At 42.0% G+C, this 21,903-nt stretch carries 24 protein-coding genes; 10 read left to right on the top strand and 14 right to left on the bottom strand.

What is annotated here, in order from left to right; all coding sequences use genetic code 11:
• Window positions 1–13 precede the first annotated feature (13 nt).
• From ACF8EG_RS09275 to ACF8EG_RS09255, 5 genes are read right to left on the bottom strand one after another with little or no spacing between them, the layout of a single operon-like run.
• Window positions 14–937, bottom strand: a complete 924-nt coding sequence (locus ACF8EG_RS09275) for a glycosyl transferase family 90 (protein ID WP_140277868.1) — start codon at window positions 935–937, stop codon at window positions 14–16.
• A complete protein-coding gene (coaD, locus tag ACF8EG_RS09270; protein ID WP_029829996.1) occupies window positions 934–1,413 on the bottom strand; it encodes a pantetheine-phosphate adenylyltransferase in 480 nt (159 codons plus the stop codon). The genes ACF8EG_RS09275 and coaD overlap by 4 nt, the downstream gene beginning before the upstream one ends.
• Window positions 1,410–2,441, bottom strand: a complete 1,032-nt coding sequence (locus tag ACF8EG_RS09265) for a glycosyltransferase family 4 protein (protein WP_025499279.1) — start codon at window positions 2,439–2,441, stop codon at window positions 1,410–1,412. The genes coaD and ACF8EG_RS09265 overlap by 4 nt, the downstream gene beginning before the upstream one ends.
• 1 nt (window position 2,442) lies before the next feature.
• A complete protein-coding gene (locus tag ACF8EG_RS09260) occupies window positions 2,443–3,225 on the bottom strand; it encodes a glycosyltransferase family 2 protein (protein ID WP_029829998.1) in 783 nt (260 codons plus the stop codon).
• Window positions 3,226–3,260: 35 nt separating this feature from the next.
• Window positions 3,261–4,316, bottom strand: a complete 1,056-nt coding sequence (locus ACF8EG_RS09255) for a glycosyltransferase family 9 protein (protein WP_276419621.1) — start codon at window positions 4,314–4,316, stop codon at window positions 3,261–3,263.
• Between the two features lie 107 nt (window positions 4,317–4,423).
• Here ACF8EG_RS09255 and ACF8EG_RS09250 point away from each other — a divergent pair, with 107 nt between their 5' ends.
• The 10 genes from ACF8EG_RS09250 (at window position 4,424) to ACF8EG_RS09205 (ending at window position 11,840) form a co-directional block, all read left to right on the top strand.
• A complete protein-coding gene (locus ACF8EG_RS09250) occupies window positions 4,424–4,831 on the top strand; it encodes a diacylglycerol kinase (RefSeq protein ID WP_276419624.1) in 408 nt (135 codons plus the stop codon).
• 10 nt (window positions 4,832–4,841) lie between these two features.
• A complete protein-coding gene (locus ACF8EG_RS09245) occupies window positions 4,842–5,552 on the top strand; it encodes a 3-deoxy-D-manno-octulosonic acid kinase (RefSeq protein WP_276419625.1) in 711 nt (236 codons plus the stop codon).
• Between the two features lie 92 nt (window positions 5,553–5,644).
• Complete coding sequence (gene rfbB, locus ACF8EG_RS09240; protein ID WP_047707739.1) at window positions 5,645–6,709, top strand: dTDP-glucose 4,6-dehydratase; 1,065 nt, start codon at window positions 5,645–5,647, stop codon at window positions 6,707–6,709.
• Window positions 6,709–7,575 (top strand): glucose-1-phosphate thymidylyltransferase RfbA, encoded by an 867-nt coding sequence (gene rfbA, locus ACF8EG_RS09235; protein WP_025573493.1) that lies wholly within the window; start codon window positions 6,709–6,711, stop codon window positions 7,573–7,575. Before rfbB ends, rfbA begins: the two co-directional genes overlap by 1 nt.
• A 3-nt stretch (window positions 7,576–7,578) precedes the next feature.
• A complete protein-coding gene (locus ACF8EG_RS09230) occupies window positions 7,579–8,007 on the top strand; it encodes an FdtA/QdtA family cupin domain-containing protein (RefSeq protein ID WP_020839966.1) in 429 nt (142 codons plus the stop codon).
• Entirely contained in the window at window positions 7,976–8,728 is a 753-nt protein-coding gene (locus ACF8EG_RS09225; protein WP_020904340.1) for an N-acetyltransferase, read from the top strand. The genes ACF8EG_RS09230 and ACF8EG_RS09225 overlap by 32 nt, the downstream gene beginning before the upstream one ends.
• Window positions 8,721–9,131 carry a MaoC family dehydratase gene (locus ACF8EG_RS09220; RefSeq protein WP_020839968.1) on the top strand — a complete coding sequence of 137 codons (411 nt, stop codon included), beginning with the start codon at window positions 8,721–8,723 and terminating at the stop codon, window positions 9,129–9,131. Before ACF8EG_RS09225 ends, ACF8EG_RS09220 begins: the two co-directional genes overlap by 8 nt.
• Before the next feature lies 1 nt (window position 9,132).
• Window positions 9,133–10,230 carry a DegT/DnrJ/EryC1/StrS aminotransferase family protein gene (locus ACF8EG_RS09215; protein ID WP_025507485.1) on the top strand — a complete coding sequence of 366 codons (1,098 nt, stop codon included), beginning with the start codon at window positions 9,133–9,135 and terminating at the stop codon, window positions 10,228–10,230.
• A gap of 9 nt (window positions 10,231–10,239) precedes the next feature.
• The gene (locus ACF8EG_RS09210; protein WP_276419627.1) at window positions 10,240–11,184 is read left to right on the top strand and encodes a glycosyltransferase; all 945 of its coding nucleotides are present in this window, start codon (window positions 10,240–10,242) and stop codon (window positions 11,182–11,184) included.
• A gap of 50 nt (window positions 11,185–11,234) precedes the next feature.
• A complete protein-coding gene (locus tag ACF8EG_RS09205) occupies window positions 11,235–11,840 on the top strand; it encodes a DapH/DapD/GlmU-related protein (RefSeq protein ID WP_020839971.1) in 606 nt (201 codons plus the stop codon).
• Here ACF8EG_RS09205 and ACF8EG_RS09200 read toward each other — a convergent pair.
• From ACF8EG_RS09200 to ACF8EG_RS09160, 9 genes are all read right to left on the bottom strand, one after another.
• Window positions 11,837–12,940: a glycosyltransferase gene (locus ACF8EG_RS09200; RefSeq protein ID WP_276419630.1), complete on the bottom strand. Its 1,104-nt coding sequence runs from the start codon at window positions 12,938–12,940 to the stop codon at window positions 11,837–11,839. The genes ACF8EG_RS09205 and ACF8EG_RS09200 overlap by 4 nt on opposite strands.
• A 52-nt stretch (window positions 12,941–12,992) precedes the next feature.
• On the bottom strand, window positions 12,993–13,709 hold the full coding sequence (locus tag ACF8EG_RS09195; RefSeq protein WP_020904338.1) for a glycosyltransferase family 25 protein: 717 nt from the start codon (window positions 13,707–13,709) through the stop codon (window positions 12,993–12,995).
• 14 nt (window positions 13,710–13,723) lie between these two features.
• Window positions 13,724–14,995: a lipid IV(A) 3-deoxy-D-manno-octulosonic acid transferase gene (waaA, locus tag ACF8EG_RS09190; RefSeq protein WP_140278283.1), complete on the bottom strand. Its 1,272-nt coding sequence runs from the start codon at window positions 14,993–14,995 to the stop codon at window positions 13,724–13,726.
• Complete coding sequence (gene waaF, locus ACF8EG_RS09185) at window positions 14,989–16,047, bottom strand: lipopolysaccharide heptosyltransferase II (protein WP_140278282.1); 1,059 nt, start codon at window positions 16,045–16,047, stop codon at window positions 14,989–14,991. Before waaF ends, waaA begins: the two co-directional genes overlap by 7 nt.
• A complete protein-coding gene (lpxM, locus tag ACF8EG_RS09180) occupies window positions 16,044–17,033 on the bottom strand; it encodes a lauroyl-Kdo(2)-lipid IV(A) myristoyltransferase (protein ID WP_029832234.1) in 990 nt (329 codons plus the stop codon). The genes waaF and lpxM overlap by 4 nt, the downstream gene beginning before the upstream one ends.
• A 126-nt stretch (window positions 17,034–17,159) precedes the next feature.
• Complete coding sequence (gene rfaD / locus ACF8EG_RS09175) at window positions 17,160–18,101, bottom strand: ADP-glyceromanno-heptose 6-epimerase (RefSeq protein ID WP_025501525.1); 942 nt, start codon at window positions 18,099–18,101, stop codon at window positions 17,160–17,162.
• Window positions 18,102–18,248: 147 nt separating this feature from the next.
• Complete coding sequence (locus ACF8EG_RS09170) at window positions 18,249–20,441, bottom strand: YjbH domain-containing protein (RefSeq protein WP_276419634.1); 2,193 nt, start codon at window positions 20,439–20,441, stop codon at window positions 18,249–18,251.
• On the bottom strand, window positions 20,438–21,196 hold the full coding sequence (locus tag ACF8EG_RS09165) for a capsule biosynthesis GfcC family protein (protein WP_140278279.1): 759 nt from the start codon (window positions 21,194–21,196) through the stop codon (window positions 20,438–20,440). The genes ACF8EG_RS09170 and ACF8EG_RS09165 overlap by 4 nt, the downstream gene beginning before the upstream one ends.
• The gene (locus tag ACF8EG_RS09160) at window positions 21,193–21,873 is read right to left on the bottom strand and encodes a YjbF family lipoprotein (protein WP_140278278.1); all 681 of its coding nucleotides are present in this window, start codon (window positions 21,871–21,873) and stop codon (window positions 21,193–21,195) included. The genes ACF8EG_RS09165 and ACF8EG_RS09160 overlap by 4 nt, the downstream gene beginning before the upstream one ends.
• Window positions 21,874–21,903 lie beyond the last annotated feature (30 nt).

Below are 21,903 nucleotides of genomic sequence, written 5' to 3'. Positions count from 1 at the left end.
GGATCAGGGCAAATTATATTTGCCCTGATTTTTCAAAGTACTTCTTTGCTACTAACAGAGAGATTAATTTTTCTCGTTGAGGGTTTTTAAACTGTTCTACCCATTCGTGTGCATTTTGGATGATGGCTTCTGCCTCTTCAGGATGAGCGATGTAGTACTCCATTTTCTCTATCAAGTCAGAGTAATCAGTTTTCACCTCTACATAGTGAATACCTGCTTGCAAGCGACCCTCCATAAACCAAGTTTCATATCTAGGCTTAGACATGATCACCAGCGAGTTTGATGACATCGCCCATTTGAGGTTAGTTGCAACATCATTACCTTCAATGGCGAGCAAAAATTTGTAATTAAGCTGTTCTTCAATCGACATAAATCCTTTTTCCCAAGGATCGCCGTTGCTTGGCTGTGTCTGACCAATGTTACATTGTGGGTGGTTATAGTACTGCTCTATCACTTTTTTACGGTGTGGTTGGTATCCAACACCACGCCACGCTGCCATGTCTTTCTTGTTTCTAAATGACTGTTTATCAGAAATAAACTGGAAGTGACGAATCTCATTTAACTTTAGTAAGACGGAGTTGTGATTGTTTTCCCCAATCGGTCGACTTTTAAGAAAGCATGGATATTCTGGGACATAACGAATATCACCGTTCAAAAACTGGAAAAAGTATTGAGCTGGGAAGGACTTAACCACTTTGTGTAGGTCGAAGTAGTATGTTGTACCGCCTGTCTTTTTGTATTCGCCAACACGTGTCGACTCGTTTTCAGGAAGTTCAAATGACTCGTTAACCTTGTTGTAGTAGTCAACTCGCTCTTGGATATAGGAATCCATCGGGTATTTATCGATAAGATGACGAGCTGACTTACTTCTAATAGCGTTAGGAACTAAGACTTGCAGACCATTTGCAGCGTAATACTTAAATTTCCTGAAACTCATTGTGCTACCTTTTTATTGATAGCGGTATAAACACATTCAGGTACAAACTGTTTTACATCTCCACCATGAATGGCAACCTCACGAACAATGGTGGAAGAGAGAAAAGCATATTCATCGGCTGGGGTAAGGAACACGCTTTCCATTCCCGGTAGCAGCTTGCGGTACATGCTGGTAAGGCCGAACTCGTATTCAAAGTCTACCGTTGTTCTAAGGCCGCGGACCAACACATTCGCTTTTTGCTCTCTGGCAAAATCAACTAGTAGCCCACTAAAACCAGCTGTCGATACATTACTTAAATGTGCCGTTGATTCTTCGACTAGTTTTACGCGTTCTTCTAAGCTAAAAAGCGTGTTTTTGGAAGGGCTAGCTGCGACACCGATGATAATTTGGTCAAACATGTCTGCAGCACGAGTGATGATATCAAGGTGACCATTTGTGATTGGATCGAAAGTACCTGGGTATATGACTTTTTTCATCGTAAAACTGTCTCGTAAATGTCTACATATTGATTAGCAGTGTAGTTGATATCAAACAATTTCAATTTCTCTTGCCCCTGAGCGATGAAGTGTTGCTTCAATTCATCATCTTGGGAAACCTTCACTATTGCATCTGCCAGTTCTTGTGAATTACCTGGCTCAACCAATAATCCATTTGAGTTGTGGTCGATGATGTCAGGAATACCTCCTGCGTTGGTACCAATAACAGGTAAACCAGAGCCCATACCTTCCAAAATGACAGAGCCAAGCCCTTCGGTATACGATGGGTGTACTTGTAAGTCTGCTGCCTCAAACCAATCACCCATGTTGTTCTGTTTACCTTCAAAGCTAATGTTAGTTAGACCTTCTGCTTGTGCTTCAAGCGCTTGTCGCTCTGGACCATCGCCCAATAAACAGATGTGAACAGAGGGCGCAATGTCTTTTAGTAGCCTTGCCGCTTCGATAGTGACATTGAAGCCTTTATGTTTGAGCATGTTTGCGGCATGAATCACCAAAAACTTACCCGCAAAGCGCTCTCTTAGGACTTTAACTGCTTGTTTATCTACAGAGTATACCACTGGGGAGCTTGGTATTTTGTAAGTGGTAGACGTTGGGTAAGCGTCTTTGACTCTCTGAACAATGGCTGTGCTCAGGCCAACCACCGCACTTGCTTTAGAGTAGGCTAAATTTGCTAACCATTTTTTCTTCAAAGGGTTATCGATACGGCGCGTTATGATATAGGGCTTATCATAAAGCATGTGTTGAATAAGAGCCCAATAAATTGCGCGTCCTTCATGAACATGAATGAGTGAACAATTTTGAGTTACAGCTTTAGAGTGTGCCTTGGTAAAGTGAGTCGCCAGCACTAGCTTAACGTTCAGTTTACGGATGGCATCGGCAAAAGGGCTTTTAGGGTTAGCGACTACCGTAAGGTTATAACCCAATTTGACTTGTTGCTGGATGAGTTGAAGGGTTTGGTTTTCTCCTCCATGGTAGCCAGAAGCCAAATTCACATGGCAAATATTCATATTATTGCTCTTTGTTGTGTTTTTTCACATAGTCACGCAGCCACAGATCGGCATAACGGGTAAAAGTGGTGTTTGCGCTTAACACTGCTAACAAAAAGCCGTGTCGTCCATCTAAGAAACCACGCTTGATGATATACATCTTAAAGAATCGGAAAAAACCGTGCGTAAACGCACTCGATAGAGAAGCGGATTTCTTTCCTTCTCGCTGGTCAGCCCAAGACTGCATATACAGTTGAGTTTTTCGTGTGTATTCACCCAGTCTTTCATAGGTAAAGTGCTTGAGGCGTCCGTTCAATGACACGATGTTAAATCCATCTGGAATTACCACGCTTTCGTGCACTAATGCATCATTGTATTGAGTTTGTGAAGTTTTATACAAACGGACTACCCAGTCAGGAGACCAGCCCGAGTGACGAATCTCTTTGGCAAAAGCGGTGGTTAGGCGATTCACTTGGTAGACATTTGCGTCGTTGTGCTGACTAATAGCATTCAGAATGTCTTGGCGCAGTTCGTCAGTCACGCGTTCATCGGCATCTAGCCAAAGAACGAAATCGGACTCGATATAAGTTTGCGCAAGTTGGCGTTGTTTTCCAAACCCCGGCCAGTCTAAGTTGGTATAGAACTTATCGGTGTATTGTCGGGCAATTTCTTCAGTGCGGTCGGTACTGCCCGAGTCGAGGATGACAATCTCATCAACCCAACCTTTTACGGTGTCTAGACAAGCTTTTAAATGCTTCTCTTCATTTTTGACGATTAAGGCAACGGCTAAAGTTGGCTTGGACAAATTGACTTCCTTCTTAACAAATCTATACAGGGAGTTTACTGGTATTGCGGGTACAAATCTTCTACGACTTGATTGAACATTGTAATCACTTGCTTGCTTGTGATGCGATTCATTGCTTTTTCATCTTTCGCACGAGTTCTCCAGCTTAGTTGTTGGCTGGTTTTGCCTGTTTCAGCCAAGATGACTTCCTCATAAACTGAGACGGCATACTGTAGATAGCGATATGGGCCCACTCGAACTGGATTATGGTGGGCGTATAAACCAATGATCGGTGTGTTCATGGCGCTTGCCATGTGAGCTGGTCCGGTATCAGGCGCGATGACCATGTCTACTTTGTCAATCAGAGCCAGCATTTGCAGGATTGAGCTTTGCCCAACTAAATTTAGACATGGCTCTTCCAGTCGAGATTGAATGGCATCTGCCAAATCCAGTTCGACTTGAGCTGGGCTGCCAGCCAGAATTACATTCCAACCTTGTGCTCTCGCATGGTGGATGACGTCTATGTACCCTTCAGCATTCCAGTTTTTATATGCTTTACTGGCTCCTGGCACAATCAGTAGGTTGAGTTTGTCGCAAGAAATATGACTCTCTGCCCACTCTTGGTCTTGTGTGGAGTAGGAAAGTGCCCAGTCTAACTCATTGTTAGGGATACCAATTTGATGAGCAAAAGCCATCAAACCATCCGCCACGTGCAGAGATTGTGGTGAGGGAACTTTGACATTAGTGAATAGTGTTTGAAAATCTTGGCTTCTGTCAGACGAAAAACCAAGTTTGTATTTTGCCTTAATGCCCAAAGTCGCGACGCTCGCTCGAATCGCATATTGCATATGTAACAGAGCATCAAATTCTCGGCCCTTTAACTGTTTCCACAAGGCTTTATAGCCATCTAAACCAGCTTTTTTATCGAATACAATGACTTCGACCCCCTCAATAGCTGCTAGCAACTGAGCTTCTAACTTGCCAGTAATCCAAGTTATTTGCGTGGTTGGCCACTGTTTCTGGATTGCTTGCACAGTAGCGATGGTATTACACACATCTCCAATAGCGGATAAACGCAAGATGCATAATGACGATGGGGCAGAAGTGAACATAATTATTGTCTGACTAGATGAATAGAGGCAGGTAAATTATGCAGACATCCCGAATAAATGTAAAATACACGGCTCCAATATAACGAAGTACCGATAAGTGTTCTGCAATGTCAAAGACAACACCGCATCAATCGCAAGAATCTGGAAAGCCAGGCAATACTGGGGTAAAGCGCATTATCAAAGCGACAGGTTATTCTATACAGGGATTAAAAGCCGCTTTTAAACATGAAGCTGCTGTTCGACAAGAGCTCGCTTTGCTAAGCATTGCTGTGATTTTAGCGTGCATGGTTGATGTCGGGATGATTGAGCGCATCTTATTGATCGGTGTTGTGGTATTAGTTCTGATTGTCGAACTGATTAACTCTGCGATAGAAGCAGTGGTGGATCGCATTGGTGTTGAACTCCATGAATTAAGTGGTCGCGCTAAAGATATAGGATCGGCAGCCGTTATGGTTGCGTTAGCGTTCGCAGCTTTTACTTGGCTATACATATTGGCCAGTCGCTACCTAGGCTAGAGGTTACAACATGATTCATCAGTATCGAGATAGCAACCAAGTCATTTGGTTTGATGAGGAGCTTATTGAGGATCCTAGTCAGCCTATTTTTGATGCCGAGTATTGGCAATCCACCAACAAAGTAACTGGCAGTGCTTCAGGGCGTGGTACGACTTGGTTTGTTCAGCTTGATACGATGCAAGCCGCTCTGCGTCATTATCGACGCGGGGGTTTATTTGGTAAGTTAGTTAAAGACAATTATTGGTTTTCAGGTTGGGAGCAAACGCGTTGTGCGCAAGAGTTCCAACTATTACTTACACTGATTAATGCTGGCGTTCATGTGCCAAGGCCAATTGCTGCGAGAGCTGTGAAATCTGGATTGACATATCAGGCCGATTTATTGAGTGAGCGCATTCCTAACGCAAGAGACCTGGTCAGTATCTTGCAGGAAAAACCGTTACCGGAAGGAATGTATCAAAAAATAGGGCAAGAAATTGCCAAAATGCACAACGCTGGCGTTAATCACACAGACCTGAATATCCACAACATCTTGATCGATGACAAAGATAAAGTGTGGATTATTGATTTTGATAAGTGCCGCAAACAAGAGCATGGCGACTGGAAAAAGCAAAACTTAGAAAGGCTTCTTCGCTCATTCAAAAAAGAACTGCTCAAACGCCAAATCATTTGGCAAGCGTCCGATTTTGATCATGTACAAAAAGGTTATACTGAAAATACGTAAAGTGAGCTTTTTGTCAGTTATTCGTGAGACAATCCAATAGCGCATTTCGGTACACCCACTAAAAGTACCCATTAAAGTAGGTAACATTTGCAATGAAAATACTAGTAACAGGCGGGGCAGGCTTCATTGGCTCAGCTGTCGTTCGACACATTATTCGTGACACCCAAGATAGCGTCGTTAATTTAGACAAGCTCACCTACGCAGGAAACTTGGAGTCGTTGGTAGATGTCGCGGACAGTGACCGTTATTACTTCGAGCAAGTGGATATCTGTGACCGAACTGAACTAGACCGCGTGTTTTCAGAGCATCAACCCGATATGGTGATGCATTTAGCGGCTGAGTCGCATGTCGATCGCTCTATTGATGGTCCTGCTGCTTTTATTGAGACCAACGTCATGGGCACTTACCATCTTCTTGAAGCGGCGCGTCAATATTGGTCAAGCCTTAAGGAAGCGAACAAATCGGCGTTTCGTTTTCATCATATTTCTACGGATGAAGTGTATGGCGATTTAGAGGGGACGGATGATTTGTTCACCGAAACCACCTCATACGCGCCGAGTAGCCCATACTCGGCGTCTAAAGCGTCGAGCGATCACCTTGTACGCGCTTGGCAGCGTACTTATGGTCTCCCAACACTCGTAACCAATTGCTCAAACAACTATGGCCCATACCACTTCCCAGAGAAGTTGATCCCACTGATGATTCTGAATGCCCTCGATGGCAAGCCTTTACCTGTGTATGGTGATGGCATGCAAATCCGAGATTGGCTGTTTGTGGAAGACCATGCTCGCGCGCTTTACAAAGTCGTGACGGAAGGTGAAATCGGTGAGACCTACAACATCGGTGGCCATAACGAAAAAGCAAACATCGAAGTAGTGAAAACCATTTGTGCTTTGCTTGAAGAGCTGCGACCAGACAAGCCGGCAGGTGTTGAGTCTTATGAATCTTTGATCACTTATGTCAAAGACCGCCCAGGTCATGATGTGCGCTACGCAATTGATGCGACCAAGATTGCTCAAGAGCTTAACTGGACGCCAGAAGAAACCTTTGAAAGCGGCATTCGCAAAACCGTGGAATGGTACCTCAATAATCCGCAATGGTGGCAACGCGTGCTTGATGGTTCATACAGTTTAGAGCGATTAGGAGCGGGCGAATAATGAAAGGCATTATTTTAGCAGGTGGCTCGGGTACTCGCCTTTACCCTATTACACGCGGTGTCTCTAAGCAGTTACTGCCGGTGTATGACAAACCAATGATTTACTACCCGTTGTCGGTACTCATGCTTGCTGGCATTCGTGAAATCTTGATCATCACCACGCCAGAAGACCAGGAAGGATTTCAGCGTCTATTGGGTGATGGCTCAGAGTTTGGTATTGAGTTGCAATACGCGATTCAACCAAGTCCAGATGGCTTAGCTCAAGCCTTCATCATTGGTGAAGAATTCATTGGCGATGATTCAGTATGTTTGGTGCTGGGTGACAACATCTTTTATGGGCAAGGTTTTTCGCCGAAGCTACAGCAAGCCGCAGCATTAACAGAAGGTGCGACGGTCTTTGGTTATAAAGTGAAAGATCCTGAGCGTTTTGGTGTGGTGGAATTTGATTCTGATATGCATGCTGTTTCTATTGAAGAGAAACCGGTGGCGCCTAAGTCTAACTACGCGGTTACAGGTCTGTATTTTTATGATAATCAAGTCGTTAAGTTGGCAAAACAAGTACAGCCATCAGAACGAGGGGAATTAGAAATCTCTACTCTGAATCAGATGTACCTAGATCAAGGTCACCTTAATGTCGAGCTACTAGGGCGTGGTTTTGCTTGGCTAGATACAGGTACGCACGAGAGTCTGCATGAAGCATCTTCATTTGTTCAAACCATTGAGAATGTACAAGGTCTTAAAGTTGCTTGCCTTGAAGAGATTGCTTACCGTCAAGGATGGTTGTCTAAAGAACAATTACTTCAGGCTGGTGACGCATTGGCAAAGAACGAATATGGTCAGTATCTATTAGCATTATTGGAAGAATAAGTTTTGGCACTAATAAAATGGGTTGATTTTCCAGTTATTGGAGATGAACGAGGTAGTCTTGTTGCGTTAGAGGGAAGTATTAATATTCCGTTTGATATTAAGCGTGTTTATTACTTATTTGGTATGCAGCCTGACTTACCCCGTGGCTTTCATGCACACAAAGAGCTGGTACAACTGGCAGTCTGTTTAAAAGGACGTTGTGATATTTTAATGGATGACGGTAAAAATAAAGAGACCGTGACATTAGATTCACCGGAAAAGGGATTGATGATTGATGTGATGCAGTGGCATGAAATGAGAGACTTTTCTGAAGACTGTGTACTGCTGGTATTGGCAAGCGATGTATATAATGAAGCAGATTATATTCGTGATTATAGCAAATTCCTTGAAGAGATGAAAAATGAACATACATCCAACAGCGATTGTTTCTGAGAACGCAGAGTTAGGTAAAAACGTTACCATTGGTGCTTATTCAATTATTCATGAGAATGTTGTAATTGGTGACAATACGATCGTTGAATCGTACTGTGAGTTAGGTGTATCCAATCACCTTTCAGGCGGTGAAAAGTTGGTTATTGGTCCGGATTCATATATTCGCTCTCGGAGCACTTTCTATGAAGGGTCTACATTTGGTGCGAAGTTGACGACAGGGCACAATGTTACGGTTCGAGAAAAAACAATAGTAGGTGAAAACTTTCAGCTTGGTACTTTAAGTGATATTCAAGGACACTGTACTATAGGTGATTACGTTAGAACTCACAGTAATGTACATATAGGTCAACATAGTCATATTGGTAATTTTGTTTGGATCTTTCCATATGTTGTCATTACAAACGATCCGCACCCGCCTAGCAATGTGATGCAGGGTGCTACAATTGAAGATTTTGCAGTTCTGGCTACGATGTCAGTTATATTGCCGGGTTCAATAATTTCCGAAGGGGTGTTTGTTGGTGCTCATTCTTGCGTTGGTGGGCGAACTGAAAAGGATATGCTTTATTCCGGTTCTCCAGCAAAAAAAATCTGTCCAACATCAAAGATAAAACTTAAAGATGGCTCCAGAAAGCCAGCTTATCCATGGCGTAAGCATTTTCACAGAGGTTATCCAGAGGATGTTGTAGCAACTTGGAATAAGGAGCAAATCGAAAATGTATGACATTGAGGAGCTGGAAGTAGGTATGTCTGCGTCATATTCACAGACAATCACTGATGCTGATATCAAGCAATTTGCGGGGATCTCTGGAGATAGAAACCCAGTGCATCTAGATGAAGAATATGCAAGTCAATCAAGGTATGGAAAAAGAATTGCTCACGGAATGAATAGTGCTAGTTTTTTTTCCGCACTTTTTGGCACTAAATTACCGGGTAAGGGATGTGTATATGTTTCACAATCTCTTAAGTTCAGAATGCCAGTTTATATCAACGATACAGTAACAGCGACGGTAATTATTGAAAAAATAGATAAAGATAAACGAAGAGTTTATTTTAAGACATACTGTAAAGTGGGTCGTAAGAAAGTTATAACAGGCGACGCCGAGATTTATATCCCAGAGAAATAAAATGATTCCATTTTTAGATTTAAAAAGCATTAATCAGCAATATCAAGCTGAGCTGAAAGAAGCTTGTGCCCGAGTTATTGATTCTGGCTGGTATATTATGGGTAAGGAGCTGGGTCAATTTGAAACAGATTTTGCCGCTTACTGTGGAACTAAGTACTGCATCGGTGTAGCAAATGGCCTAGATGCCTTGACCCTGACTTTAAGAGCATGGAAGGAGCTAGGGAAGCTTGAGCTCGGCGATGAAGTAATTGTGCCCGCAAATACTTATATTGCATCTGTTTTAGCGATTACTGAAAATGGTTTGGTCCCGGTTTTGGTTGAACCTGATGAACACTCTTTTAACTTAAGTGCGGCAAATATTGAGGCGGCAATCACTTCGAAGACAAAAGCCATATTGCCTGTTCACCTCTATGGTCAAATATCACCAATGCGTGAAATTATGGGGATTGCTGAGAAGAACCAACTATTGGTTCTGGAAGACTGCGCGCAATCTCATGGTGCGTTAATCGACAAGAAAAAATGTGGCGCCTGGGGGCATGCTGCTGGATTTAGCTTCTACCCTGGAAAAAACCTGGGTGCACTTGGTGATGCCGGCGCTATTACGACTGATGACAAAGAGCTATTTGAGACGCTGATAGCGTTAAGAAATTATGGTTCTCATAAAAAGTATGAGAACAAATACCAGGGTGTTAATTCGCGTTTGGACGAAATTCAAGCGGCAATGTTAAGAGTAAAACTAAAGCATCTGGATGAGGAAACTGATCGCCGCCGAATGATCGCAAACGTATATTTACAGAATATATCGAATTCCAAAATTATTTTACCAACAGTTGACTCGGCTGAAGAGCATGTGTGGCACCTATTTGTGGTGAGAACAGAGCATAGAGAAGATTTGGCTCGTTATCTACACCAAGAGGGGGTGCAAACGCTGGTACATTACCCAACCCCTCCTCATCAACAAGAGGCTTATCGCTGTTTATCGGAAAACACATTGCCCTTGACGGAGAGAATTCACCAAGAAGTGCTAAGCCTGCCAATGGGACCAACTCTTTCGGTTGAAGACGCAGAAAAAATTGTTCGGATTATTAATCAATATTAGGATAATTAAATGAAGAAAATTATTGATGATATGATTGTGGCAATATTTTGCTATAAGCAATCTGCGTATATTGAAGGTGCTATCAAATCTATATTTAATCAGACGGTTTGGCCTAAAAAGTTGTACATTTTTGATGATTGTTCCCCCGATGATACCGAGACGGTGATTGAAAAAACACTCATGGAAAAGCCAGAAGGGCTTAATATTGAGTTTATTAAAAATGAATGTAATGTTGGCCTCGTCTCTCAATTTAATAAATTGAAAGGGATGTTTAATGATACGCTGATAGTTGTTCAGGCCGGTGATGATATGTCTAAGCCACAACGACTTGAAAAACAGTATCAAGCCTGGAAAGAGCAGAGAGATGTTAAGCTCATTTTGTCGCAGTTTGACAAGATTGATGAACATGGCAACTTTGTTTCTGGCAGAGATGAAGGTGAAGTTTTTGATGACTCTTATCAATCAATTATCGAGCGTCAAGTTTTACCAGCAGGCTGTACCGCAGCGATTGACTCATCATTGTTTAATGATTTTCCGGAAATTGATAAAGAAGTTATTAACGAAGATCGAGTATTTATCTTCAGAAGCCGATTAAAAGGAAAAAGCATTAAGTTAATGGAGTCATTAATTGACTATCGATATGATGTTGGAATTAGTGCCTTAAAACAAAGAACAAAAGAAGAATTCATCAATAAATGGAAAGTGATGTATGAAAGAGAGTTAATTGATTTACGGATGAATATAAAAGATGCTAAGACTGTAGGAAATACAGAGGTAGTTAAAGCTCTAGATGAAAAACATCTGTTTGTGGAAATATTAAGAGCTCTCTTTAGTGGAGAATTTGATAGTAAAGCTCAAGCATGGAAGGCTTACTTTTCCCGAGGTGTTAAGTTAAGTCGATTGTTTAAATTCAATAGAAGAGTAAAGAAGTATTTCAGAAACTCTAGTTGTTGAGCGGGATTGCTAGTTACTTCTGTCATTGAGCTTTAGGTGGTAATGTTGGTATGAGATATCTAATTATTAAAAAAATAATAGCCAAATACAGAAAGTTTGCTTTGTGTATATACCGGAGAAAGTTCTTATTTTATGCGTTATTTAGGGAAGGTCAGACAGAAATTGGGAGGGATATTTCTATTAGTCAGCCTGTCAAGATTGTGGGTAAAGGAAGGGTTAGTATTGGTGATGGTGTTTGTTTGGGTTATGACACATCTCCACAATTGCGACTTTCAGAAGTATATATAGAAGCCCGAGGCGAAGAAAGTACTATTGAAATCGGTCGAAATGTGATGATTAACAATGGTAGTGCCGTTATTGCCGATAAATCCTCTATACATATAGGTGATGAAACATTAATTGGTCCCGGTTTTATGTGTTTGGGGAGTAATTTTCATCCACTTTCTCCTGATAAAAGAAAGACATCAGATTACACATGTAAGCCAATCATAATCGGTCGAAATGTTTTCATTGGTGCAAATGTGACTATTCTGCAAGGCGTTGAGATCGGAGATAACAGTGTTATTGGCGCTGGTTGTTTGATATCACAGAATGTTGAAAAGAACAAAATAGTGAGGGCAAATGCCCCCATAATAGAAACTCTTAATATTGATTAGCGGTGTTGTTTAATTAGTTTATAGTATTGGCGGCTCATAAAATTAAGAGAAAATTCTTCTCGTAGCGGGATGGTAAAATCCTTGGGAGAGTTATAAAGCTCAAGGATTTTATCTCTCAGACTTGATGTGCTTACTTCACTGAGGCAGTGTTTAAAATTTTCTCCGAAGATCTCTCTGGGGCCGCTATTACAATCGGTTGAAATCACCGGCGTTCCTAAGGCGATGGATTCTAATAATACTGTCGGTAGCCCCTCATAATCTGATGATAGGATAAAACCACTCGAGTTTGCTATCCATGGATAAGGGTTGCTCACAAAGCCGGGTATATGGATTCGCTTGTCGGCACCTTCCATCTGCGCCATCAGATCGTGTATTTCATTAGTTCGGTGCGAATACTCACCGAGTAGAACCAAATCTACGTCTTTGATGTTTGCCTCCAAGTATGCGCGTACTAAACGATCTTGTCGTTTTGCACGGCTAAAGTTGCCCACATTGATGAAGTATTTTTTACTTGGCAATTGAGTGGGTTCCTGTGCGTAACGCTCAAGCGCCTGTTGGCATACCGCATTATAGATCACACTTGTGTTGGTTAGCTTAAAGTTTGTTTTTAAGTCTTCTTCAACCCCTTTTGATACACAGATAATATTTAAACCTTTGTACAGAGAGCGCAGCTTATTTCTTCTAAGTAAACGCTTTAAACCCGTTGAGTTGCTAAGCTTATCGTGGGATAGAGTACTGTGAATGACATGAAAAGTATTATTAAATTCACTGTGTCTCATGATCTTTGATACTGTATCTTGATGACACAGTATCAGTTCTGGTTCAGACGTGGTTATGTTGTTTTTAATATAATCAACAATCAGTTTTGATTTTGACTTTTCGCTAATTCGAAGGTTTAAAGAGTTTCTAATAGTTGTGTCTACATGGTGTATCTTAACACTATTTGAAATTGGTATAAGGCTTTCGTACGGTTTGATTGTAATGATATGTACATCACAGTCATCATATTGACTCAAGCCATCGCTTAATTGGCACACTACTTTTTCAACACCACCGCCTTTTAAGTGTGGCATGATAGATATGATGGTTTTTTTTCTCATAACCGTTCCATAACGAGTAAAATGTTAAAGTGGAAAAATGTATATATTGAAATTATTTGGCTCGTTGATTGTATTCTTTTTGTTTCCATTGTTTGAAAACCCTATACCATTCGATATATATTTTGTTTATCCAGCTTATATTTGATTTAACTTTTCTCTTACCTATAGTCGAAGCCGTATTGCTGCGTGATACTAAAGGAGGAAAGTAACTGTAAATGGTTTGATTTGTTCGCCACTCATTATCCATGAAGTCATCAACCGGTTCGAAAAAACCATCGATCTGTTTGAGGTATCTTTCTGCTGTTGTGGGCGTTATAGCGTAAGCAGAGGTTCCACAAGCACCTTTCAGGTTTGCTATTAGTTTGTATTTTCCATCTATCTTGGCTATATCTACGTGTTTTCGCTCAAAAATATTACCAAGCTTCACTAAACCATATTGCTCTGTAAGCTTTTCTATGTTTTCCAGCTGCTCATGCAGGTGACCAAGTAGTTCAATATTATCTTCAAGAATTAAAATTGGTTCTTGTATTTTTACACAATGTCGCCAAAGAGCAATATGGCTTGCCCAGCAACCTAACTCCGGAACGGTTAGCTGATAGCCTTTGTACTTGCGCGTTTTCTGCGCATCGTAAAGGGTGTATATAAAGTGGTTCGGATCTTTCTTTATGTTTTCGGCGTCAAAAAACTCAAAGTTAATAGATGATAGCACTTGGGTCATATGCTCTCGACGCTCAACAGATTCTTTGAGATTTATTACGTATGTTTTCATGGTTATGGACATGGTTATGAGTGCTCTTCTATCCCTTTTAGAGTCTTGTTCAAAGCTCCCGCGTTACCGGCAACAAACGCGGTTGTTTTTTTACTGATAGCAAAACGGTGGTTATCGTCACGGAGTAGCGAGGTGATGAACAAAGAAAGCTGCTGGCTGTTCTCGATGAGCATGATTGCATCTTGGTGGCGCATTGCTTTCACGATTTCTGTGAAGTTATAGTAACTTGAACCGATAACAACAGGTATGCCTAAAGCGGCTGGCTCTAAAACGTTGTGCCCACCGACCTTATTTCCAACTAGGCTACCACCCATAAAGCAGATGTCTGCTGCACCAATCAATACGAGCATTTCACCCATTGTATCGCCTAGGTAAATCTGAGTCGTGTTTTCTGCAGGTTGCTTTTCTGTGCGACGGACAGTTTCAAAACCTTGTTTTTTACAAAGAGCGAAAACATCGTCAAATCGTTCCGGATGCCGAGGTACTAAAATGAGTAGAGTATGGGGATGAGATTCTAAAATCTGTTTATGTGCCTCTAATACCTGTTCATCCTCGCCTTTATGCGTACTCGCTGCAATCCATACTGGGCGGTCTTTTCCAAGTTGCGCTCGAAGTGCTTTGCCTTGTTGCTTCACGTGATCTGAAATTTGAATATCAAATTTAATCGAGCCCGTGACCGATAGCTTCTCTTTATTGACGCCTAAGCGTTCAAATCGCTCTGCATCAGAATCCGTTTGACAAAGTACTTGCGTCAAGCATGGATGAAGTTGGTTAAAAAGCCATTGGACTTTTGCGTAATTTTGACAGGATTTTTCTGATAGCCTAGCGTTAACTACGGTGATCGGAACATTGGCTTGTTTGACGACGTTGAGCGTATTTGGCCACAGTTCTGTCTCTATAATTAGCATTTTCTTTGGTTGTATTGCCTTTAGGAAGCTTTTTACAGCAAAGCCAAAGTCTATTGGCATATAGCGGTGTTCAACTAAATCACCCAACTTGGCTATTTGTTCCGCACCAGTGCTCGTGGTTGTTGTGACAACGATAGGTTGCTCTGGATATTGCTGTTTGAGTTCCTTGATTAGAGGTGTTGCCGCGATGCTTTCGCCTACAGAAACAGCATGAATCCAAATTGGACGCTGATGCGTTTTTAACTGTGGGGTTATTCCAAAGTGTTCTTTCCATCGCCCTCCAAATTTGGGTTTATTGGGCTTGCTTTTATATAAGCCCAATAAAAGAAATGGTGAGGCAAGCGCTAACAGTGCCGTATAAATAATTCGAATTAACATGAACTAGTCGCAATGGCTTCGAGCTTCTGGATGCTATCTAGGACTTGTTTTGGCGATAGCTCAGTCAAGCATTTCAAATGTTGGTATTGGCACTCACGCTTGAAACATGGTCGGCAGTCGATATCGGTATGAACCATTTCAACTTTTTCAGCCAGTGGTGGTGTGTACTTTGGTGATGTTGAGCCATAAACAGCAACGACATTACAACCTACAGCGGCTGCTACATGCATTAAGCCTGAGTCATTTGCGACCACCGTTTTACATGCAGCAAGAAGATCGACCGCTTCAATTAAACTGGTTTGCCCTGCTAGAACATGAATGTGTTCATGGAACTGTGTTGGAACAAGTGTACGGATATTGTTACAAGTCTCTAGGTCTTTTTGAGAGCCAAACAGCCATACTTGATGGCCGGCTTTGCACATCTGTGTAGCAACTTCGGCATAGTGTGTTTCCGGCCACTTTTTCGCTGGGCCAAATTCTGCACCAGGACATAGACCAACAGCTGGTCGTTTTTGATCTAAATTGAATTTATTGATGGTTGTTTGCTGTTCTTCTTTATTGATCGACAGGCTAGGGCGAGGCAGTGTACCCAATCCTCCAAGAGAAGATGAATCAACCATTTCTGATTTAGAGTAAGCGAGAGCCACATAACGCTCAACCATGTATTGGAAGGATTTCATATTTGGACGCAGGTCATTGAGAAGACCGTAGCGAATCTCTCCTTTCCATCCTGTACGCAGAGGTATATTCGCAAACCAAGGAATCAGCGCTGATTTCGCTGATTTTGGCAGAATATAAGCGTGGTCGTATTGCTTTTCACGTAATGATTTACCAATCTCTCTGCGGCCTAATAAATTAAACTCACCATGGCCTATCGGCATCTCGATTGCTTGGTGAATTTCTGGCATACGCTCAAGAATAGGCTTACACCAGCCGGGTGCAATAACATCAATTTGGCTTTCCGGGTGCAGTTGCTTTAGTGTGATGTAAAGAGATTGGGACATCACCATATCACCAACCCATGCTGGGCCAATAATTAGAATTTTTTTCATTTTTCAACTTGCCAGTCAGTGTTGTATCTCGGCTTAAAGAGATTGTAATAATTGTTGCCGTCTTCTTGTGAATGCAATAGCTGTAGCACCCACATATATTGTTCTGGTTTATCACCGACGAAGTATTCAATAGCTTCGTTACAGGTGCGGGCGTCTTGTTCTTCACCTTTGTCTAAATCAAATGCAGGCAAAATTTCGATATCGAATGTGCCATCTTCGGTGTTCATTGAAGCGAACAGAGGTAATACTTTGGAACGTGATAGTTTAGCAATTTTACCCAATCCAGGGAGCGTTGCTTTACGTGTGGCGAAAAAGTCGACAAATACGCTGTGTTCAGGGCCATGATCTTGATCGGGTAGGTAATACCCAATGTAGCCGTCTCGAATAGATTTTAGAAAAGGCTTAATTCCACCAGAGCGCTCGTAAACTCGGCCGCCATACTGAACTCTTTGCTTGTGCATTAACCAGTCAGCAACATCATTCTTTTGTTTCTTCGCCATTGCAGAAACTGGCATTCCCATTGAAGCGAGCAAGATAGCAGGCACATCAATAGCCCAAGAGTGGGGAACCATTAAAATCACATTTTCGTTGTTATCAATGTGCTGTCGTAAAATGTCTAGGCCGCGAATTTGGCAACGGTTCTGAAGCCACTTTGGTGAGCGTAAACTTAGTAACCCGAAGCGAAAAAAGAACATGGCTGCTGTGTAGAGTGTTTTTTCTATCAAAGCTTCACGTTCTTGGAACGACTTTTCCGGAAAACAAAGCTCAAAGTTAACCCTAGCTCGGTGAGCTGGACCTTTGTGGGATTTAGACAGTTTTTTAGCTATGGTTTTCGCCAACCACTTTTGTAAACCCAGTGGCATTAATGATAAAGGTAAAAATAAGATAACACCTAACCACGTGCCCCAGTACTTAGGCGACAGAAAGTGGCGCTTAAACTCAGGGTTATATGCTTTAGGGTCGAAGTCATCACGTTTAATGGTCATGGCGTGTCTAGTTACCTATTCGTGTACTGGCGAAGTGGTTTAAATGAGAAAAAGATAGTTAGGAATGATACAGGCTATTGCACTTGAGTAAAGGTGGCAGGTTATGGTTCTACCACCTTGTGGTGCTTAACCGTTTTGGATAGTTAAGTATTCGGCAACGCCTTCTGCAACCGTCTTGAACTCAACATCGCAACCGGCAGCGCGTAGCTTGGTAAGGTCTGCTTGCGTGAACTCTTGATAGGCACCTTTTAGATGCTCTGGGAAAGGAATAGTTTCAATCTCGCCTTTTCCATGATGGGCAATGACCGCTTTTGCTACTTCTTCAAAAGACTCTGCACGACCAGTACCACAGTTGAAGATGCCAGAAACTCCATTTTCAAGGAACCACAGGTTTACTTTACATACATCACCAACGTAAACGAAATCACGCTTAAAAGACTCGCTACCTGCAAACAGTTTTGGATTTTCACCTGCGTTTAGTTGGTTGTTCAGATGGAACGCAACAGATGCCATGCTGCCTTTGTGATCTTCACGTGGGCCATATACGTTGAAGTAACGGAAGCCGGTGATTTGAGAAAGGGTTTCACCATGTTCTTCAGCGTCTTGCCATAGACGACGAACGTAGTTGTCAAACTGTTGTTTCGAGTAACCGTATACATTCAGTGCGCCTTCATATTCGCGTTCTTCAACGAAAGTATCTGTATCGCCGTAAGTGGCTGCGGAAGAGGCGTATAGAAATGGAATTTCACGATCTAAACAGTAATGAAGCAGCTCTTTAGAGTACTCGTAATTGTTTAGCATCATGTATTTACCATCCCACTCTGTCGTTGCAGAGCAAGCGCCTTCGTGGAAAATTGCTTCGATTGGACCGAAATCGTCACCAGCCATAATTTGGGTCAGAAAGTCGTCACGATCCATGTAATCTGTGATGTCCAGATCAACTAAGTTCTTAAACTTTTTGCCATTTTTTAGGTTGTCGACAACCAGGATATCGTTAATACCAGCTTCGTTTAGTGCTTTAACAATGTTGCTGCCGATCATGCCAGCTCCACCAGTTACGATGATCATAGAACTTCCACCATAGATTAAAATTTTCTCAGGAATTCTAGCAAGAAACGAAAAGTAGCGCTATTGGAAGCAGGAAGATAGGTTTTAGTCTTCTATGACTCAGTATCCGGATATGAAAAGGGAGCCGCAGCTCCCTTGATTACTTTATTATTCCACATCCGAACGGTTAGGTCTTTGGTACCAAGGATTTCGTTCGTCGGTTAACTCAATTAAGCTGTATTTACGGCCGAGCTTCTGCCCTCCGTCACGAGTAAGAGGCTGCCAACTAAAGTTCGCACGATTGTTACTTGGCTTAACGGTCATGATGTCAAACGGAATAGACAAGTAGAAGCCTTTGGTAAAGCTACCTTCACCAAATTCATCCGCAGACAAGTCTGTAAATGAGGCAAAGGCGCCAGCAATGACACCACTCTTGAACTGCTTAGATACATTGATTTGTGTACCTACATCACCAGCTAGGAACTGACCAACATCGACTTGGATCATCAAATCTTGTAGGAAATCCCATTGAGGGTAGTAGTAACCAGATACAAAACCAGTGAAGCCTTTATCAATAACTGGGAACGGATGCCCATATTCCGGTACATTTTGCCATTTCTCATCGTAAACACCGAAGTAACTTTGTGGATCACGTTGAGAAATCAAGTTGATGTCAGCGCCAAGCGCCCAGTTAGCTCCATGTGGTCGGTAAAGAAACTCAGTACCGACTCCAGCAAACATGCTCTCCAGATAGCCAGCGTAGAATTGCTGATCCATCGTATTGGAATACTCTTGGAACCAAGTTAATTGTAGGTTTGACATGGTTACAGCATGTTCATTTTGGTAAGCTCGGAACATGGTGCGAACACGAGGAACGGTAGTGCCATCAGGTGGAGTGACATAGATAAACTTATCGTAGTTGTTATACCAATCCCAGTACAGTGAGCCACCGATCTCTAGGTTGTCAGCTAACCAATAAGAAGCACTGCCACTCAAGCCAATACTAAACAAATAAAAGTCTTCTGCGCTTCCCAGTGTTTGAACTAACTTTGGTGCAAAGCCCCAATCAAAGCGCTCAAATCCATCATAGACAGACTCTCCTGTTGGCTTAGTAGTAGCTATGGAGGTGGTATCTTCTATTTTCGGGTTGATATAATTGACTTGAGCAAAGTCGCGATATTTCTCTTTAGAAATAATAGTTTGCTCACTGATTAAGCCTCGGTTACGTTCATTGATCGCATAGATATCAATACCGTCAGGCATTTCATTATGGAGTACAGCTGCGGCTTTTTCGTGTGCTTCGTTACGGTCACGATATTTCTTCTGCTCACCAACGACAGTTACTGTATTATCATCGACATAAATGCGCGTGTTTTGGTAACCAGCAATTTTATCTAAATCTTCTGTTACACGTTCCCAGTCAACATCAGATAGTTCTTCAGGCTTGTTATCTTTCACTTCAGGGGTTGGTGTGTCTCGCCAGAATGATGGCATATCATTGAAATTAGTGTTTAGCGTTAAGCCCGCGACCAACGTGTCTCCACGTTCATAGCTTAAACGAAAATCGGCCATTCCTAGGCGGTAGAGCACTCCAAAGTTCCACGGTGTGTGCGGGGACATGTCTACACCAGCCATTACAGCTGGAAAGTCTTCGCTATAGTCGTTGCTATCATATTCTAATTTCAAACGAAGAGGGGAATGTAGAGTTTGATATTCTATCCCACCGAACAAAGCTGCTGAGCCTTTAAAAGCACGATCTAGGTTCGTGGTGCCTCCACTGGCAAGTGTGTCTGAAGGGCGTTCGCAGAAACTCTCAGAAAGCTTACATGTTGGATTAGATATGTTATTTCTAGTTCCTAAATACCCCCAACCTATCCCCAGTGTAAAATCGAATGTTCCAATATTGCCATTGGACCAACGTTTTGTTGCTGCGATGAATTCACCATCAAATAGTCCTGTTCCAGCAAAGTCTCGGACACCGAGAGAGACCTCAGGAATATACTGAGACTCTTTTAGCAATCGAACTTTGAAGTCTATACCTTTATCGGTGTACTCATTATCAACATTAGGAAAAGTTGGATCGTAGGGTATTGATGCTACTCTCGTATAACGAATAGTCGTCTCCAACCAAGGCATAACTTGTAATGTTGCATTATAAAAAAGGTATTCATCACTTCCGGTGACAGAAAAGTTGAACTCACCTTCTGGTGCCATACGTCCTGTTGGCATCTGCATTAAACCAACACCACCAAAATCAGATTGGGAAGGTTGTAAAGAGGGAGCTTCAAACGGCATGTCTTGAGCCCAAACCAATGCTGGGCCCATTAAAGAAAGGGGTAAGCTTTTTCTAATTGGCATCATTGCGGTCTCTTTGTGGAGTTTGGTATCAGTTGAGTGAGTAGGCGGACAATATCTTGATCCATTTCGGAGTTTTCAAAATCACCAAACGGGACATATACCAATGTCAGAGGTGGTAAGTAATATTGTGTTGTCAACCAAGCTCCATGATGCGGCTTAACTACGTGTCCATCTGGGTAAATCAACACTGGCGCCTTTGATAATGTATCAATGTTACTTTCCAAGTTCTCTATTTGTCTTTGTAAAGGGATGCCTGCCTGATCCTTAACGGAATACACATTATTTAGGTTTCCTACGTAATACACTTTCTCTTCGCGTAGAGGAGTCGCTAGAGCGTAGGTACCGTGCAAAAGAGGATTATCGAATTTATTTAGTCGAATTTTATCAACATCAATTGCAGACAGTGCTCGTGGCGCAAAGCTTTGCTTCTTAATGAATTTATAGAATGGATGTGCAACCAAATTGTGCTGGATCATTTGATTGAGTACCGAGTTCTTTAAAGCGGTAGACGTTTTCTCAGCACGATCCGATTTATCAAACAAAGTCGTACCAAGAGGGTATTGTAGTGAGACGTTGTGTTCTGAAGCGAGTGCTAGCACACTTTCTAAACGAGCAGGTACTTGGAATTGTAGCTGTTTACCCACCTGAAGCAACTCAACATTTAATGACTGTGTTGTAGAGGTTTCTGTTTGAGCTAAACTATATGAGCTCAAAAGTGGCATGACCAAACATAATAATGTGATTAGTTGCTTGCTCATGATTTGCTATACCCCTTTAAAATGGTCAACTCAACCGGGATCATGTTAGGTCCTAAATATTGTAAGGTTTTAACAACCTGACCTAGTTCATCAACCCAATAAATATTTTCGATACCGTGGGAAAGACTACTAAACTCAACAGTTTCTTTATATACATTGGTCGTAGCGCTAGACATTGGTGTCGTCAACGTTTCTTGACCTGAGTAAGAACGAGTCACACTTGCTGGAAAGCCATAACGATATTGTGTTGCCCAGTCGTATGAGAGTGCGTAGTTAACAGAGGCTGAATCAGAGGAAAAATCTGGCACATCACCATAAACACCCGCTAAGTCCCCATTCTGTAGACCTATCGTTTTGACGATATGCCCATTCTCCGTAACGATCATAGCTTTGTCAGCACTTACCCATTTCAGTTGTATTTTTCCATTGAGAGGATTTTGCTCTGCAAAAGCTAAAACAACAAAGACCTGTTTTTGATTCCCCAGTCTCAAATAGGCACTGGCATAAGGAACTGCGTTTATTTCGTCTGAGGACATCTCTACATCGATGTAGTTACCATATGCTTCTTGGACGGTTGCTGAAACATCATTGAATTTTTGTGTACAACCCTGAATTATAAAGAATAACGGAAGAGTGAGAAGTGGGCGTATCCATTTAGACGCTTTGAAGATATTCATTGTTCCCTCTTGCAAATAAAATCGCCCTGA

The organism is Vibrio sp. YQ_11 (genome assembly GCF_043103065.1).
Lineage (GTDB): Bacteria > Pseudomonadota > Gammaproteobacteria > Enterobacterales > Vibrionaceae > Vibrio > Vibrio parahaemolyticus.
This window is presented reverse-complemented; position numbering and strand designations above follow the sequence as displayed.

Excerpts from the sequence above, each read along its gene's own strand:
- ACF8EG_RS09275 (WP_140277868.1), bottom strand. The coding sequence starts at position 937 with ATGAGTTTCAGGAAATTTAAGTATTACGCTGCAAATGGTCTGCAAGTC.
- coaD (WP_029829996.1), bottom strand. The coding sequence starts at position 1,413 with ATGAAAAAAGTCATATACCCAGGTACTTTCGATCCAATCACAAATGGT.
- ACF8EG_RS09265 (WP_025499279.1), bottom strand. The coding sequence starts at position 2,441 with ATGAATATTTGCCATGTGAATTTGGCTTCTGGCTACCATGGAGGAGAA.
- ACF8EG_RS09255 (WP_276419621.1), bottom strand. The coding sequence starts at position 4,316 with ATGTTCACTTCTGCCCCATCGTCATTATGCATCTTGCGTTTATCCGCT.
- ACF8EG_RS09250 (WP_276419624.1), top strand. The coding sequence starts at position 4,424 with ATGTCAAAGACAACACCGCATCAATCGCAAGAATCTGGAAAGCCAGGC.
- ACF8EG_RS09245 (WP_276419625.1), top strand. The coding sequence starts at position 4,842 with ATGATTCATCAGTATCGAGATAGCAACCAAGTCATTTGGTTTGATGAG.
- rfbB (WP_047707739.1), top strand. The coding sequence starts at position 5,645 with ATGAAAATACTAGTAACAGGCGGGGCAGGCTTCATTGGCTCAGCTGTC.
- rfbA (WP_025573493.1), top strand. The coding sequence starts at position 6,709 with ATGAAAGGCATTATTTTAGCAGGTGGCTCGGGTACTCGCCTTTACCCT.
- ACF8EG_RS09225 (WP_020904340.1), top strand. The coding sequence starts at position 7,976 with ATGAACATACATCCAACAGCGATTGTTTCTGAGAACGCAGAGTTAGGT.
- ACF8EG_RS09220 (WP_020839968.1), top strand. The coding sequence starts at position 8,721 with ATGTATGACATTGAGGAGCTGGAAGTAGGTATGTCTGCGTCATATTCA.
- ACF8EG_RS09215 (WP_025507485.1), top strand. The coding sequence starts at position 9,133 with ATGATTCCATTTTTAGATTTAAAAAGCATTAATCAGCAATATCAAGCT.
- ACF8EG_RS09210 (WP_276419627.1), top strand. The coding sequence starts at position 10,240 with ATGAAGAAAATTATTGATGATATGATTGTGGCAATATTTTGCTATAAG.
- ACF8EG_RS09205 (WP_020839971.1), top strand. The coding sequence starts at position 11,235 with ATGAGATATCTAATTATTAAAAAAATAATAGCCAAATACAGAAAGTTT.
- ACF8EG_RS09200 (WP_276419630.1), bottom strand. The coding sequence starts at position 12,940 with ATGAGAAAAAAAACCATCATATCTATCATGCCACACTTAAAAGGCGGT.
- ACF8EG_RS09195 (WP_020904338.1), bottom strand. The coding sequence starts at position 13,709 with ATGAAAACATACGTAATAAATCTCAAAGAATCTGTTGAGCGTCGAGAG.
- waaA (WP_140278283.1), bottom strand. The coding sequence starts at position 14,995 with ATGTTAATTCGAATTATTTATACGGCACTGTTAGCGCTTGCCTCACCA.
- waaF (WP_140278282.1), bottom strand. The coding sequence starts at position 16,047 with ATGAAAAAAATTCTAATTATTGGCCCAGCATGGGTTGGTGATATGGTG.
- lpxM (WP_029832234.1), bottom strand. The coding sequence starts at position 17,033 with ATGACCATTAAACGTGATGACTTCGACCCTAAAGCATATAACCCTGAG.
- rfaD (WP_025501525.1), bottom strand. The coding sequence starts at position 18,101 with ATGATCATCGTAACTGGTGGAGCTGGCATGATCGGCAGCAACATTGTT.
- ACF8EG_RS09170 (WP_276419634.1), bottom strand. The coding sequence starts at position 20,441 with ATGATGCCAATTAGAAAAAGCTTACCCCTTTCTTTAATGGGCCCAGCA.
- ACF8EG_RS09165 (WP_140278279.1), bottom strand. The coding sequence starts at position 21,196 with ATGAGCAAGCAACTAATCACATTATTATGTTTGGTCATGCCACTTTTG.
- ACF8EG_RS09160 (WP_140278278.1), bottom strand. The coding sequence starts at position 21,873 with ATGAATATCTTCAAAGCGTCTAAATGGATACGCCCACTTCTCACTCTT.